This window comes from Bradyrhizobium sp. SZCCHNR1093, assembly GCF_032381175.1.
In the GTDB taxonomy this organism is placed as follows: domain Bacteria; phylum Pseudomonadota; class Alphaproteobacteria; order Rhizobiales; family Xanthobacteraceae; genus Bradyrhizobium.
The window spans coordinates 803390-818104 of sequence record NZ_JAUHJJ010000001.1; the positions used below are offsets into that span (position 1 = coordinate 803390).

The window sequence follows — 14715 nt, forward strand, 5'->3', positions numbered from 1 at the left end:
CACAAACTTGGGCGGGGCACAAACTTTGCCATGCTATTTGTGGAACTCGGTCACACTTCAGCCCAGCTTGCATTGCTCGTTGACCATGTTCGAAGCCCAGTTATGCGGCCCTTAGCTCGATTCTCGTGTCTCGGCTAACCAGACTCTGAAAGCAGGCTCATGCCCACAATCGCCTTGGTCGATGACGACCGCAACATTCTGACATCCGTCTCGATCGCGCTCGAGGCCGAAGGCTATCGCATCATGACCTATACCGATGGTGCATCGGCGCTCGACGGATTCCGGACCAGCCAACCCGACCTTGCCATCCTCGACATCAAGATGCCGCGCATGGACGGCATGGAGACGTTGCGGCGGCTGCGGCAGAAGTCCGACCTGCCCGTGATCTTCCTCACCTCCAAGGACGAGGAGATCGACGAGCTGTTCGGCCTGAAGATGGGTGCGGATGACTTCATCCGCAAACCGTTCTCGCAGCGCCTGCTGGTCGAGCGCGTCAAGGCCGTGCTCCGTCGCTCGCAGCCGAAGGATCCGACGGCGCTGCCGAAGGAGAACGACGCCAAGGCGCTCGATCGCGGCCTGCTGCGCATGGATCCGGAGCGTCACACCTGCACCTGGAAGAACGAGCCGGTCACGCTGACCGTCACCGAGTTCCTGATCCTGCAGGCGCTGGCGCAGCGTCCGGGCGTGGTCAAGAGCCGCAATGCGCTCATGGACGCGGCCTATGACGACCAAGTCTATGTCGACGACCGCACCATCGACAGCCACATCAAGCGGCTGCGCAAGAAGTTCAAGATGGTCGATGAGGAGTTCGAGATGATCGAGACCCTCTACGGCGTCGGCTATCGCTTCAAGGAAACCTGAAACGATAGCTCTGAAGCAAGGGACCTGAAGCATTGCCTTGCGCGACGTCATGCGAAATTGCGCGCTGACGTCGCGGTCTCGATTGGATAGGCTACGCCTCCTGCGCGTTTGTCCGAGCGCAGATGCCGGAACGGGGCCATTGTTGCGGCGAATTCGGGTGCGGCAAGTCGAGTTCTCACGGGAATTCGCCGCACGACCCCTACGAAATTCGGAATCGGAGCACTCACATTGCTCGATCGCACGCAGCTTGACCCAGCCGTGAATGCCCACGACGCCGCGGCGACGATCGCGTCCGAGGCGGCGGACGAGACCCCGCAGGTCTCCGGCTGGCAGCGTCCGCTGAGCTGGCTGCGCCGCGCCGGACAGTTCCTGTTCGCGCTGTCGTTCTCGAGCCTCACCCGCCGCATCGTCTCGCTGAACATCGCCGGCCTGCTCGCACTGGTTGCAAGCATTCTGTACCTGTCGCAGTTCCGCGCCGGACTGATCGATGCGCGCGCGCAGAGCCTTCTGGTGCAGGCCGAGATCATCGCCGGCGCCATCGCCGCCTCGGCCACCGTGCAGACCAACACCATCACCATCGATCCCGAGCGCCTGCTCGATCTCAAGCCCGGCGAGAGCTACGGCGCGCCGGACGAATATTCGCCGCTCGACTTCCCGATCAATCCGGAACGCGTCGCGCCGGTGCTGCGCACGCTGATCTCGCCGACCAAGACCCGCGCACGCATCTATGACCCGAATGGCGGCCTGTTGCTCGATAGCCGCAATCTCGAGAACGTGCTGCGCTTCGACCTGCCACCGCCGTCGAGCGAGAAGCCCGGCTTCGTCGAGCGCGCGCTGATCTCGGTACGCACCTGGCTCAATCGCGGCGACCTGCCGCTGTACCGCGAATATGGCCCCGAGAACGGCAACGGCTACGAGGAAGTCGCCGACGCGCTGAAGGGCCAGAAGCGCAGCATGGTCCGGGTCAATTCGCGCGGCGAAGTCATCGTCTCGGTCGCGGTGTCGGTGCAGCGCTCGCGCACCATCCACGGCGCCTTGATGCTGTCGACGCAGGGCGACGACATCGATCAGATGGTCACCGCCGAGCGTCTCGCCATTCTGAAGGTCGGCGGTGTTGCCTCCGCGGTCATGATCGTGCTGTCGCTCTTGCTCGCCAGCACCATCGCCGGGCCGGTGCGCCGGCTCGCCGACAGTGCCGAGCGGGTCCGCCGCCGCATCAAGACCCGCGTCGAGATTCCCGATTTCACCCGCCGCCGCGACGAGATCGGCCATCTCTCCGGCGCGCTGCGCGACATGACGGACGCGCTCTACAACCGCATCGAGGCGATCGAGATGTTCGCCGCCGACGTCGCCCACGAGCTCAAGAACCCGCTGACCTCGCTGCGCTCGGCGGTCGAGACCCTGCCGCTGGCGCGCAACGACAACAGCCGCGCCCGCCTGCTCGCCGTGATCGAGCACGACGTGAAGCGGCTCGACCGGCTGATCTCCGACATTTCCGACGCCAGCCGGCTCGATGCCGAGCTGCAGCGCCAGGACATGACCCTGGTCGATCTGCGCCGCCTCCTGAACACGCTGACCTCGGTCGCCAACGAGACCAAGCTCGGCACCGACGTCGCCGTCGAGGTCCGGTTCGAGGGCCGCGGCGCCAACGACACGTTCTCGGTGCCCGGTCATGATTCGCGGCTCGGCCAGGTGATCTCCAACCTGCTGTCGAATGCGCAGTCGTTCTCCGCCGCCGGCGGCAAGGTGCGCATCACCTGCCGGCGCGTGCGCTCGGAGATCGAGATCACGGTCGATGATGACGGTCCCGGCATTCGCGAGGACGCCCTGCAGCGCATCTTCGAGCGGTTCTATACCGACCGGCCGCACCAAGGCTTTGGCCAGAATTCCGGCCTGGGCCTATCGATCTCCAAGCAGATCATCGACGCCCATGGCGGGCGGATCTGGGCCGAGAACCGGCCCGGCCCTGTCGACGCCGACGGACATCCGACCTCGGCCGGGGCCCGCTTCATCGTCCGGCTGCCGGCGTCGTGACGAACGAAGCGGCGAGCATCCATGCGTCTGCCGTCCAGGTGGGGGAACTGGCCGTCCTGATCCGGGGTCCCTCCGGGTCCGGCAAATCCCGTCTCGCCTTCGATCTGATGCTCGCCGGACGCGCGGGACAGCTGCCGCCGACGGTTCTGGTGGGCGACGACCGTGTTCATCTCGCCACACGCGGCGGGGAAATGTGGGTAAGTCCCGCACCCGCTCTGGCCGGACTGATCGAGATCCGCGGCCTTGGAATCCGCGCCTGCGACCATGTGTCGGAGGCGAAACTGGGGCTGGTGGTCGACCTGATGGCCGAGGATGCCGCCCGCCTGCCGAACGCCGAATCGCTTCGCATTCATCTCAACGGTATCAAATTGCCACGCATACCGGTTGGGCCGGGTTTTCCACCCCTCCCTTTGGTTGTAGCGGAGCTTATTACCACTCCGACTTTCATGTTCCGGTAATCTTTCGGCCGATTGTGTGGAGCAAATTGGTAACCATATCAGCCCCACTATCGCGACCGATTAGACCGCCGCCAGCTCCCATTCTGTATGCCAGAATCCGGGAGGCTCGCGAATATGCCCTCTTGCGCGGGGGCTCCGGATGGTCAAAGTGGCGCGTTCGTGCGGTGCACCCAAGGCGCCCGCGAGGAGTATCCGATGATTGGCCTGGTACTGGTGACCCATGGGCGCCTCGCCGACGAGTTCAAGGCGGCGCTGGAACACGTCATGGGCCCTCAAAAACAAATCGAAGCAGTCACGATTGGCGCCGACGATGATTCCGATCTCTGTCGCAGCGACATCATCGAAGCCGTGAACCGCGTCGACACCGGCGACGGTGTCGCCATTCTCACCGACATGTTCGGCGGCACGCCTTCGAACCTCGCCATCTCCTGCATGAGCCGGCCCAAGGTCGAGGTGCTCGCGGGCATCAACCTGCCCATGCTGGTGAAGCTCGCCAAGGTGCGCGAGGAGCGCTCGCTGCCCGACGCCATCGCCATGGCGCAGGAGGCGGGACGCAAATACGTCACCATCGCCAGCCGCGTGCTCGCCGGCAAATGAGCGACGAGGACGCCCCGCAGGACAACGTCGCCGGCCCGGCGGTCCCTGCCGGAGCCCTCTCGCGAGAGCTGCTGATCACCAACAAACGCGGCCTGCACGCGCGGGCCTCGGCGAAATTCGTGCAGATGGTCGAAAAGTTCCAGGCCGAGGTCTGGGTGACGCGCGGCGGCGAGACCGTCGGCGGCCGCTCGATCATGGGCCTGATGATGCTGGCGGCGGCGCCGGGAACCAAGATCCTGGTGTCCGCCACCGGGCCCGAGGCGGAGGCCGCGCTGCAGGCGATCACCGACCTGGTGAACGACAAGTTCCACGAAGAAGGCGTGTGAGGGACTCCCGAACCTCGCTTTGCCTGCCGCAATGGGCATTCTACCCGATGTGCGCCTATCCTCGCATAGCGACGCGGTAAGGATGGCATGTCCAATAGCGCTATTCGGCTGAGCGAGGCAGACCTGCGAGCCGTGGCTGATTACGCAGCCCTCTCTGCACTTCCGGCGCTGGCGATCTTCGAACGCGACCGACCGGATGATCTTCGCGCACGAGCCGCAATACAGGCCGCCCGAAGCTTTGCGAGCGGTGGGAATCGGAGCAAATCCCTACGGGATAGCGCGTGGGCGGCGCAGCGGGCGGCAATCGAGGCCCGCGATGAGGGGTTGCGCGCGGCCTATGAGGCCGCTCGCGCTGCCCTCGCCGCGGCGGGCGCGGGCTTTCTTCATCCCCTCCCGAACCCTTCCCAGGTCAAGCACATCCTCGGAGCTGCCGGCCACGCGGCGCGAGCTTTCGAAATCTCAGCCGGAGACGTTCCCGCCGTCGGCGCTGACTACCTCGCGCGATCACGGCTTCTCGCTTCTCAAGAGGTCGTGGACGTCCTCAGACGTTATCCTGGTGCACCGCCCGGGGGAGGCCGGGTCGGAGAGCTGATCCGCCAGCTCGATACCCTGCTCCGGTGATCGGGAGGCCTCGCGCGCAGGAGCGCTTGGCCGGTACGGCAGCGGAGCTATCTCCCCGGTCCCTGAATATACACCTTCCAAACGATTGCAGGGCCCGCCTGGCCGTGGAAGAAGCGCTGGGTGGTCATCACCAGCGGCTCGGCTTTCGGCGCCTCCTTGGCCATCCAGGCCTCGCAGGCCGCGATGCGGTTGTCGGTGGTGTCGCAGATGCCGATGAATCCCTCGCGCTTGAGGTCCTCCAGCGTGCTCAGGCCGGAACTCCAGGTCTCCTCCGCCGTGGTGGGCACCGTGAACGGCCGCGGGTGGTCCGGGCTATAGAAGGTCATCGGCGTGTTCATCTCGGAAAAGCCGGCCACGAGGGGCCAGGGCGAGCCGAACCGGGCGTGCCAGGCCTTGGTCAGCTCCCGCGCCAGCTCCGAACGGGCGCCATAGCCGGTGGCGCCGTTCGGATTGGCGGCCATCTCGCGCCGGGCAATCCAGGGCGAGGCCACCAGCGTCAGCAGCGACAGCACCAGCCAGACGGCGGCCAGCCGCGGCACCATGACCCGCCGCAGCCGCAGCGCGGGGATCGCGACCAGGGCCAGCGGCACCAGGAAGAACAGCGAGATGCCCCAATCGGTCTTCATGTAGATCGTGAAAGCGAGCCCGCCGAGCGGCGGCCCGACGGCGACGATCGCCTGCACCAGCCAGACATTGATCGCCTGGCTCACATTCACGCCGGGATTGGGACCGCCGCGCCAGTTGTGAAACGCAAAGCGCGGCGGCCAGGCCAACACAAGTGCCGCCAACACGACCGGCAAAGCGAGCAGTGCGAGATTGTGGCCGACATAGCCGAGCACGAGCTCGGCGGCCCGGCCGCGGTCCGACAGCGTATAGACATCCCCGGCATAGGTGATGGCGACGAAATCGACCCGCCACAGCCACACCAGATGCGGGATCATCGCCACCAGCATGGTGACGATGGCGACCCACGGCGCGGGCGACGCCAGGAAGCGCAACCGTTCCGGGTGCAGCAGCGCCGCAAGGCCGATGGCGCCGATCATGGTCAGCACCCAGTATTTGGTCATCAGCGCCGCCGCGCCGGCGAGGCCGAGCCACAGGCCGGAGGCGACGCTGCGCTTTTCGAAGGCGTTGAGATAGGCCAGCACCAACAGCGGCAGGGTCAGCAGCTGGACCAGGTCGGCGTTGTACTTGAAGCCCTTGAAATTGAAGATCGGGTACAGCGCGACCATCACCACGACGAAGAAGGCGCGGCGGCGGTCGACCACCTTGAGGCTCGCGAGCCAGACGATCACGAGGCCGCTGCCATTCACGGCCATCGCCAGCGCATAGGTCGCCCAGTCCTTGACCGGAAACACTGCGAACCACAGCCCGGCGATCCAGCCCGACAGCGGCGGATGCTTGCCGTAGCCGAGCAGGAAGCGGCTGCCCCAGGCATAGGCCTCGGCGACGTCCATGTGGACGTCCTGCGCTGCCTTCAGATTGGTCAGGATCGCCGTCCACAGCACGGCATGGACGATCGCGAAGGCGACGACGACCCAGAGCGACGTTGCCGGCGCCGTGGCGCACGCCACCAGCCAGGCGGAGATTCGCCGCGGTCCGAAACGGCCGCGCATGCGCGCCGCGAGAGGCGGGAGAGAGGTACTCGACATCCGCCCTCGGTAGCCTGTTTTCAGCGCCCGGGGAATCAGCTTGCCGTGAAGAAAGGCCCTGGAAATTCAGCAATATGGTTGCTGGTTGGGGGCTTGGGGTGCTATCTGCGCGACCCATGACGACCGCCCCCATTCCCAACATCCGCAACTTCTCCATCGTCGCCCATATCGACCATGGAAAGTCCACGCTCGCCGACCGCCTGATCCAGATGACGGGCGGGCTGTCGGACCGCGAGATGGCGGGCAAGGAGCAGGTGCTCGATTCGATGGACATCGAGCGCGAGCGCGGCATCACCATCAAGGCGCAGACCGTGCGCCTGCGCTATCGCGCCAAGGACGGCAAGGACTACATCTTCAACCTGATGGACACGCCCGGCCACGTCGACTTCGCCTACGAAGTCTCCCGGTCGCTGGCGGCGTGCGAGGGCTCGCTGCTGGTGGTCGACGCCAGCCAGGGCGTCGAGGCGCAGACGCTCGCGAACGTCTACCAGGCGCTCGACAACAACCACGAGATTGTCCCGGTCCTCAACAAGATCGACCTGCCGGCGGCGGAGCCCGAGAAGATCAAGCAGCAGATCGAGGACGTCATCGGCATCGATGCCTCCGATGCCGTGATGATCTCGGCCAAGACCGGCCTCGGCATTCCCGACGTGCTGGAGGCGATCGTCACCCGCCTGCCGCCGCCGAAGGGCGATCGCGACGCCACCCTGAAGGCGCTGCTGGTCGACAGCTGGTACGACGTCTATCTCGGCGTCGTCGTGCTGGTGCGCATCGTCGACGGCGTGATGAAGAAGGGCCAGCGCATCCGCATGATGGGCACGGGTGCGGCCTATGACGTCGAGCGCGTCGGCTTCTTCACGCCGAAGATGACCCAGGTCGACGAACTCGGCCCTGGCGAGGTCGGCTTCATCACCGCCGCGATCAAGGAAGTGGCGGACACCCGCGTCGGCGACACCATCACCGACGACCGCAAGCCGGTGACGGAGATGTTGCCGGGCTTCAAGCCGGCAATCCCCGTGGTGTTCTGCGGACTGTTCCCGGTCGATGCCGATGATTTCGAGACCCTGCGCGCCGCGATGGGCAAGCTCCGCCTCAACGACGCCAGCTTCTCCTTCGAGATGGAAACGTCGGCCGCGCTCGGCTTCGGCTTCCGCTGCGGCTTCCTCGGCCTGTTGCACCTCGAGATCATCCAGGAGCGCCTCTCCCGCGAGTTCGATCTCAACCTGATCGCGACCGCGCCAAGCGTCATCTACAAGATGAAGCTGACCGACGGCGAGGAGATCGAGATCCACAACCCCGTCGACATGCCCGACGTGGTCAAGATCGCCGAGATCCAGGAGCCGTGGATCGAGGCCACCATCCTGACGCCTGACGAATATCTCGGCAGCGTGCTCAAGCTCTGCCAGGACCGCCGCGGCAATCAGAAGGAGCTCACTTACGTGGGCAGCCGCGCCATGGTCAAATACGACCTGCCGCTCAACGAGGTGGTGTTCGACTTCTACGACCGGCTGAAATCGGTCTCCAAGGGCTACGCCTCGTTCGACTATCACCTGACCGACTACAAGCCGGCCGACCTCGTCAAGATGCAGATCCTCGTCAACAACGAGCCGGTCGATGCGCTGTCGATGCTGGTGCACCGGACCCGCGCCGAAGGGCGGGGACGCGCCATGGTCGAGAAGATGAAGGACCTGATCCCGCCGCACATGTTCCAGATCCCGATCCAGGCGGCGATCGGCGGCAAGGTGATCGCGCGCGAGACCGTGCGCGCGCTGCGCAAGGACGTCACCGCCAAGTGCTATGGCGGCGACATCACGCGTAAAAGAAAACTTCTGGAGAAGCAGAAGGAAGGCAAGAAGAAGATGCGGCAGTTCGGCAAGGTCGACATCCCGCAGGAAGCCTTCATCGCCGCGCTCAAGGTGGATAGCTGAGGCGCGGTTCTGCCCCTCTCCGGTTTCATCAGCACGATAGGCTGAAGAAAATCCGGATTCCAAAGCGGAACCAGCGCTCCCGTGCAACTACGGTATTCGTTCCTTAATGGTATTCTGGGACCCTTGCTGCAAAGCAAGGAATGCCCCGAATGTCCCGCCTCCGGTCCATCTCCGCCCGCCTCATCGTCGCGCTCTCGCTCACCGTCGCCATCGCCTGTGCCGTGCTCGGCACCTTCTCCGTCATCCAGCAGCGCGCCCTGACCCGGCTGGCGCTGGAGCAGCAACTCAAGCTGCAGTTCGACAGCGTGTCGGCCGGCATCGACTATGAAGGCCGCGCCGCGCTGGCGGTCAGCTCCACCCTGGCGGCGCTGCCGCCGATCGCCGATGCCTACCTCAAGGGCGACCGCGACGCGCTGGGCGCCCTGCTCGGCGGCGCCATGACGTCGCTGAAGGCGCAAGGCATTCCGCTGGTGAACGTATGGGCGCCGCCGGCCACCAATTTCTATCGCGTGCATGAGCCCAAGGTGTTCGGCGACGACACCTCCAAGCGCCGCATCACCGTGGTGCAGGCCAACCAGACCGGCCGCCTGATCGCCGGCGTCGAGCAGAGCCGGCTGTCGCTCGGCATCTTCGGCATGACGCCGATCGTGCGCGACGGCAAGGTGATCGCGACCGTCGACGTCGGCGCCGCCTTCGGCAAGGAATTCGTCGAGCGCGCCAAGCAGCGCTTCGGCATCGATCTCGCGGTCTACTGGATCGACAACGGGCAGCCGAAGCGGCTGTCCTCGACGTTCGGCGACGATGTCGTCGCCACCCCGGACGAGGTGCTCGCGGTGTTCAAGGGCACGGCGCTGCTGCGCGACGCCACCCTGGCCGGCAAGCCCGCCGCGGTCTATGCCGGCCAGATCAGGAACTACGCCGGCGACCCGATCGCCGTGCTCGAGCTGATCAAGGACACCACGGCCTATGAGGCCGCAGCCAGCAGCGCGCAGCAGCAGCTGATCATCGGCACGGTCGTGATCCTGCTGCTCGCCGTCATCGTCGCGCTGTTCGTCGCCCGCGGCATCTCGCGCCCGCTGGTCGCGATCACCGCCGTCATGCACCGGCTGTCGAGCGGCGACACCGAGGTCGCGATCCCCGGCGGCCAGCGCAAGGACGAGCTCGGCACGATGGCTCAGGCGGTCGACGTGTTCCGCCGCAACATGATCGAGACGGCCAGCCTGCGCGAGGCGCAGGAGGCGACGCAACACCGCGCCGAGCAGGAGAAGCAGGCGCTGCAGCGGCAGATGGCCGACCGGTTCGAGGCCGACGTCAAGGGCGTGGTGTCCTCGGTTGCCAAGGCCACGGCGGACATGGAGCGCGTCGTCCACGAGATCACCGTCAGCGTCAACGGCACCTCGCAGCGCGCAGCGGCCGCCGCTGCCGCGTCCGAGGAAGCCTCGAGCGGCGTGTCGACCGTCGCCGCGGCCTCCGAAGAACTCGCCTCCTCGGTGACCGAGATCGGCCGCCAGGTCGCGCATTCCAGCAAGGTCGCCGATGCCGCGGTCGTCAAGGCGCGCCAGACCACCGAGATGGTCGGCAGCCTCGCCGCAGCCGCCGAGAGGATCGGCGACGTGTTGCGCCTGATCGACGCGATCGCGAGCCAGACCAACCTGCTGGCGCTCAACGCGACCATCGAGGCGGCGCGTGCCGGCGAGGCGGGCCGCGGCTTCGCGGTCGTGGCCGCCGAGGTCAAGGAGCTGGCCGGACAGACCGCCAAGGCGACGGAGGAGATCGCCGGCCAGGTCAGCTCGATCCAGGCCGCGACGTCCGACTGCGTGACCGCCATCGGCGGCATCAGCACAACGATCCAGGAGATCAGCGGCATTGCCGCGACCATCGCCGCCGCCGTCGAGCAGCAAGATTCGGCGACGCGCGAGATCGCGCGCAGCGTCCAGCAGGCGGCGTCAGGCACCAACGAGGTGTCGCAGAACGTCGTCGGCGCCAGCGACGCAGCCGAGCAGTCACGCCAGCTCGCCGACCACGTCATGGTCGCCACGCGCGACCTCGGCAAGCGTGCGAACGACCTGTTCAAGAGCGTCGACACCTTCCTCGCCGGCCTGCGCAAGGCCGCGTAGCTGGCGGGCCGCTTGCGCTCAGCCGCCCGGCGTGAGCGCAAAGCCCTCGTCGAGCCAGCCGGCAATGCCGCCGATCATCATCTTGACCGGCAGCCCGAGCTGCGCGAGGCGGATGGCCGCCCGGTTGGCGCCGTTGCAATGCGGACCGGCGCAGTAGACGACGAAAAGCTCGGTCTTCGGATACTCTGCCATCCGCTCCGCGGTCATGGTCCGGTGCGGAATGTTGATGGCGCCCGCGATGTGGCCCTTCGCGAACGAGGCCGGGCCGCGGACGTCGACCAGGATGAAGTCCGGAGCGGCCGCGCGGAGGCTCTCGTGAACGTCCCAGCAATCGGTCTCGAATCCGAGCATCGCCTCGAAATGCTGGAGCGCCAGCGCTGAGGGAGCGGCGGGTACTTCGGTGACATGCGTGGTCATTGGGTCTCCATGCGGTGATGTAAACAGACCCGAATCTCGCCCGAGATGCCCGGCGCCCCAAGTGACGGATCCGACAAAGTCCGGTAAGTTTCCGCCAATGCCGCCAGCCGCAGCCAGCAGCCATCGTCAGGATCCCGGCCTCGTCGCCGTCATTGCCTATGACGGGCTGTGCACGTTCGAGTTCGGCATCGCGGTCGAAGTGTTCGGACTGCCGCGGCCGGAGTTCGATTTCTCCTGGTATCGGTTCAAGGTGGTCTCGGCCGAGGGACGGCGGTCACGCGCGATCGGCGGCATCGTCGTTGAGGCCGGCGCGCCGCTCGCGCGCCTGAAGGACGCCCGCACGATCATCGTGCCGGGGTGGCGCGATCGCACCGAGCGGCCGCCCGAGCGCCTGCTGCGCGCCATCTCGCAGGCGGCTGCGCGCGGCGCGCGATGCCTGTCGATCTGCTCCGGCGTGTTCGTGCTCGCAGCCGCAGGCCTGCTGGACGGCAAACGCGCCACGACGCATTGGCGGCACATCCCCGACCTGAAGCGGCTCTACCCCCGCATTCAGGTCGAGGAGGACACGCTCTATGTCGACGAGGGCAACGTCATCACCTCGGCCGGCAGCGCGGCGGGCATCGACGCCTGCCTGCATCTGGTCCGGCGTGATTTCGGCAGCAAGGTTGCGAACACCGTTGCGCGGCGGTTGGTGATGCCGCCGCACCGGGACGGCGGGCAGGCGCAGTACGTCGTCGCACCGGTCCAGGCGCGCCCGGGACGGACGATCGGCGAGGTCATGGACTGGGCGCGTGCGCGACTGGCGCAGCCGATTGCGATCAGCGCGATGGCAAAACGCGCCGGGATGAGCGAGCGGACCTTGCTGCGGTCGTTCAAGGACAGCACTGGCGCGAGCCCTGCAGCCTGGCTGCAGCAGGAGCGCATGGCGCGGGCGCGGGAGCTGCTGGAGACTGCGACGCTCTCCCTGGCGGACATCTCGGCGCAGTGCGGCTACCGGTCGCTCGAAACGTTTCGCGTCGCTTTCCGTCGCATCGTCGGAACATCGCCCGCGGCGTATCGCCGGCGCTTCGAGGCGCGCCCGACATCAGCCAGCGTCGCTCGCTCAAGCCACCAGCGCGTTGCCAGATGAGGCACCGTCCATGGCATCTCGCTGCGCCTGCAACAGCCGGACGATGTCGACATTGGGCCGGGGCCGGCTGAACAGATAACCCTGCCCTTCATGGCAGCCCTCGGCGCGCAGGCAGCGCAGCTCGGCCTCGGTCTCGACGCCCTCGGCCGTGATGATGACGCCGAGCCCCTTGCCGAGGCTGACGATCGAGCGGACGATCGCCTGCGCCTCGCGATTGGCGGCGAGATCGCGGATGAAGGATTGGTCGACCTTGATCTTGTCGAACGGAAAGCTGCGCAGATAACTCAAGCTGGAATAGCCGGTGCCGAAATCATCCATCGAGATGCGGACGCCGAGCGCGCGTAGCGCATGCAGGGTCGCCAGCACCTGGCCGCTCTTTTCAAGCACCAGGGTCTCAGTGATCTCGAGCTCGAGCCGGCTCGGTGGCAGGCCCGACTGCTTCAGCACGTCCATCACCAGCGACAGCACGTTGCCGACGCGAAACTGCAGCGGCGACATGTTCACGGCGACGCGGACGTCGTCCGGCCATTTTGCAGCGTCGCTGCAGGCCTGGCGCAGCATCGCGCGGCCAAGCGCCGAGATCAGGCCGGTGTCCTCGGCGACCGGGATGAACTCCGACGGCGGGATCATGCCGCGCTCGGGATGCGGCCAGCGCACCAGCGCCTCGAACCCGGTGATGCGTCCGGTCGAGAGGTCGATCAGCGGCTGATAATGCGGCTGCAGCACGTCGCGCTGGATGGCCTCGCGCAGCTCGGATTCGATCTTGCGCCGGCTCTGCGCGCGGGCATCCATGCCGGGTTCGAAATAGCTGAAGGTGCCGCGCGTCTCGTTCTTGGCACGCGACAGCGCCATGTCGGCGTTCTTGAGCAGCTTCTCGGCATCGTCGCCGTCGTTCGGCGCCATGGCGATGCCGATCGTGGCGCCGATCGTCACCGAGCTGCCGTCGATGAGATAAGGATCGGCGATCGCCTGCAACAGCCGGCGGCAGAGCTGGGCCGCATCCTCCGGCCGTGCCTGCCCGCCTTGCACCACCGCGAACTCGTCGGAGTTGAGACGGGCGACGATGTCCTCCTGGCGCAGGATCGAGCGCAGCCGCTTGCCGACCCCGCGCAGCAGCCGGTCGCCGACGGCGTGGCCCAGCGTGTCGTTGATCGACTTGAAATTGTCGAGGCCGAGCACCAGCACGGCGATTTTCTCGGAGCCGCGCCGCATCTGGGCGAGCTTGTCATCGATCTTCTGGCGCAGCAGGTTGCGGCTCGGCAGGCCGGTCAGTGCATCGTGCTGGGCCAGGAAGGCGAGCCGCGCCTCGGCGCGCTTGCGTTCGGTGATGTCCATCAGCGCCAGCAGCACGGCGGGCTGGCTGTTGTGGACGAGATGGCGTGAATAGATCGCGAGATCGATCAGGGCGCCATCGGCGCGGACATGCTTCCAGGTGCGCGCCGCCTGCTCCTCGCCGGACTGTTCGCCGGCCCAGGGCGGCTCGCTCTCATAGGCCTGCAGGTTGCGGATGCCGAGCCGCTCGAAGGCGGCGCGGCTGTAGCCGTAATGCTGGGCCGCCGCTTCGTTGACGCCGAGCACGCGCCCATCATCCGTCGCGCAGACGATCATCGGCACCGGATTGCCGTCGAACAGCAGGCGGAACGATTCCTCGCGCTGCTTCAATTCGGTGATGTCGACGCGCAGGCCGACGATCCCGCCATCGCCGGTCAGGCGCTCCTCGATCAGGATGGTGCGGCCGTCGGACAATTTCTGCTCGTGGCGGCCGCTCGGCTGGAACAGCCTCTCCAGCCGCTCGGCGATCCATTCCTCCTCGCGCCCGGCGGCTTCCGGATAGTCGCCCCGCGCCACGCCGACCCGGATGGTGTCCTGCAGCCGCGCGCCGGCTTCGAACAGGTCCGAGCTGCGGTTGTAGATTTCGGCGTATTTCTTGTTCCAGAGAATGTAGCGGCCGTCGGCGTCGAGGAACACGATCCCCTCGGGAAGAATGTCGATCGCTTCGATGAGACGATCATGCGCCTTCTTCGCCTCCGCCATCGCCACTTCGGCGCACTTGCCCGCGCTCTCATCGACGGGGCCGAGGTTACGCAGGTTGTGCCGCCGCAATTTCGGGCTCGGCTTGACCGGGTGAATTGCATCGCGGGCGCTTGGCACGCGATTGCGCTTTTTTGCCGTGGGTGGCCGAACGGGCCGCATTGCGTGCCTCACTCTCCTTCTCGACGAGCAGTTTTCGGCCACGTTTCTGAAAAAATGGTATCTTGATGCGGAGCACGACAGCCACTGGTTACGGGAATTGGCAGATGCACTCGCGTATTTGGAGAGCTGAGACTTGCGCGGAGGATCAACCAAGGGCTGCGGTACAACCAGCGATAAGTGATGTCGGTTGCCGCAGACCAAAAAAGACCCGCATACCGTGCAATGGCCCAGCACATTGTGTTCATTTACCGAACGAACTCACGCAATTGAGCCGTGTTCAGCCGGTTCCGCCAATCCGGCAGCAGGGTTAAAGTCAGGTTAAAGTGGCTCGAATGCCTGACGTTGACGCAGAATTGGGCATCTCGACCGGTCGGCAGCCGCT

General features: G+C 66.2%; 12 protein-coding genes. 9 read left to right on the forward strand and 3 right to left on the reverse strand.

What is annotated here, in order from left to right; all coding sequences use genetic code 11:
* The first annotated feature begins 159 nt into the window (after nt 1–159).
* From QX070_RS03810 to QX070_RS33010, 6 genes are all read left to right on the forward strand, one after another.
* Nucleotides 160–861, forward strand: a complete 702-nt coding sequence (locus tag QX070_RS03810; protein WP_006611449.1) for a response regulator transcription factor — start codon at nt 160–162, stop codon at nt 859–861.
* A gap of 228 nt (nt 862–1089) precedes the next feature.
* Nucleotides 1090–2895, forward strand: coding sequence for a sensor histidine kinase (locus tag QX070_RS03815; RefSeq protein ID WP_315734990.1), 1806 nt, complete (start codon nt 1090–1092; stop codon nt 2893–2895).
* Nucleotides 2892–3353, forward strand: a complete 462-nt coding sequence (locus QX070_RS03820; RefSeq protein WP_315734992.1) for an HPr kinase/phosphatase C-terminal domain-containing protein — start codon at nt 2892–2894, stop codon at nt 3351–3353. Before QX070_RS03815 ends, QX070_RS03820 begins: the two co-directional genes overlap by 4 nt.
* Nucleotides 3354–3548: 195 nt before the next feature.
* Nucleotides 3549–3950 carry a PTS sugar transporter subunit IIA gene (locus QX070_RS03825; RefSeq protein ID WP_315734995.1) on the forward strand — a complete coding sequence of 134 codons (402 nt, stop codon included), beginning with the start codon at nt 3549–3551 and terminating at the stop codon, nt 3948–3950.
* Nucleotides 3947–4276 carry an HPr family phosphocarrier protein gene (locus QX070_RS03830; protein WP_315734997.1) on the forward strand — a complete coding sequence of 110 codons (330 nt, stop codon included), beginning with the start codon at nt 3947–3949 and terminating at the stop codon, nt 4274–4276. The genes QX070_RS03825 and QX070_RS03830 overlap by 4 nt, the downstream gene beginning before the upstream one ends.
* Nucleotides 4277–4363: 87 nt before the next feature.
* Nucleotides 4364–4897, forward strand: a complete 534-nt coding sequence (locus tag QX070_RS33010) for a putative immunity protein (protein WP_409999151.1) — start codon at nt 4364–4366, stop codon at nt 4895–4897.
* Nucleotides 4898–4944: 47 nt separating this feature from the next.
* On the opposite strand, the gene QX070_RS03835 is transcribed toward QX070_RS33010, so the two are convergent.
* Nucleotides 4945–6549 (reverse strand): glycosyltransferase family 39 protein, encoded by a 1605-nt coding sequence (locus QX070_RS03835; protein WP_315734999.1) that lies wholly within the window; start codon nt 6547–6549, stop codon nt 4945–4947.
* A 116-nt stretch (nt 6550–6665) separates the two neighbouring features.
* On the opposite strand from QX070_RS03835, the gene lepA reads away from it, so the two are divergent.
* Both lepA and QX070_RS03845 read left to right on the forward strand, forming a co-directional pair.
* A complete protein-coding gene (gene lepA / locus QX070_RS03840) occupies nt 6666–8477 on the forward strand; it encodes a translation elongation factor 4 (RefSeq protein ID WP_315735001.1) in 1812 nt (603 codons plus the stop codon).
* A gap of 149 nt (nt 8478–8626) precedes the next feature.
* The gene (locus QX070_RS03845; RefSeq protein ID WP_315735003.1) at nt 8627–10594 is read left to right on the forward strand and encodes a methyl-accepting chemotaxis protein; all 1968 of its coding nucleotides are present in this window, start codon (nt 8627–8629) and stop codon (nt 10592–10594) included.
* A gap of 18 nt (nt 10595–10612) precedes the next feature.
* Here the strand turns inward: QX070_RS03845 and QX070_RS03850 are convergent, their stop codons facing one another.
* Nucleotides 10613–11011 carry a rhodanese-like domain-containing protein gene (locus QX070_RS03850; protein ID WP_315735005.1) on the reverse strand — a complete coding sequence of 133 codons (399 nt, stop codon included), beginning with the start codon at nt 11009–11011 and terminating at the stop codon, nt 10613–10615.
* Between the two features lie 97 nt (nt 11012–11108).
* Between QX070_RS03850 and ftrA the strand changes: the two genes are divergently transcribed.
* Nucleotides 11109–12140: a transcriptional regulator FtrA gene (gene ftrA / locus QX070_RS03855; protein ID WP_315735007.1), complete on the forward strand. Its 1032-nt coding sequence runs from the start codon at nt 11109–11111 to the stop codon at nt 12138–12140.
* On the opposite strand, the gene QX070_RS03860 is transcribed toward ftrA, so the two are convergent.
* The gene (locus tag QX070_RS03860; RefSeq protein WP_315735009.1) at nt 12114–14333 is read right to left on the reverse strand and encodes a putative bifunctional diguanylate cyclase/phosphodiesterase; all 2220 of its coding nucleotides are present in this window, start codon (nt 14331–14333) and stop codon (nt 12114–12116) included. The two genes, ftrA and QX070_RS03860, sit on opposite strands and share 27 nt — an antisense overlap.
* Nucleotides 14334–14715: the final 382 nt, after the last annotated feature.

Bases quoted from the DNA above. Each gene is read 5' to 3' on its own strand.
- QX070_RS03835 (WP_315734999.1), bottom strand. From the start codon at position 6,549: ATGTCGAGTACCTCTCTCCCGCCTCTCGCGGCGCGCATGCGCGGCCGT.
- QX070_RS03825 (WP_315734995.1), top strand. From the start codon at position 3,549: ATGATTGGCCTGGTACTGGTGACCCATGGGCGCCTCGCCGACGAGTTC.
- QX070_RS03810 (WP_006611449.1), top strand. From the start codon at position 160: ATGCCCACAATCGCCTTGGTCGATGACGACCGCAACATTCTGACATCC.
- QX070_RS03845 (WP_315735003.1), top strand. From the start codon at position 8,627: ATGTCCCGCCTCCGGTCCATCTCCGCCCGCCTCATCGTCGCGCTCTCG.
- QX070_RS03830 (WP_315734997.1), top strand. From the start codon at position 3,947: ATGAGCGACGAGGACGCCCCGCAGGACAACGTCGCCGGCCCGGCGGTC.
- QX070_RS03860 (WP_315735009.1), bottom strand. From the start codon at position 14,333: ATGCGGCCCGTTCGGCCACCCACGGCAAAAAAGCGCAATCGCGTGCCA.
- QX070_RS33010 (WP_409999151.1), top strand. From the start codon at position 4,364: ATGTCCAATAGCGCTATTCGGCTGAGCGAGGCAGACCTGCGAGCCGTG.
- lepA (WP_315735001.1), top strand. From the start codon at position 6,666: ATGACGACCGCCCCCATTCCCAACATCCGCAACTTCTCCATCGTCGCC.
- QX070_RS03850 (WP_315735005.1), bottom strand. From the start codon at position 11,011: ATGACCACGCATGTCACCGAAGTACCCGCCGCTCCCTCAGCGCTGGCG.
- ftrA (WP_315735007.1), top strand. From the start codon at position 11,109: ATGCCGCCAGCCGCAGCCAGCAGCCATCGTCAGGATCCCGGCCTCGTC.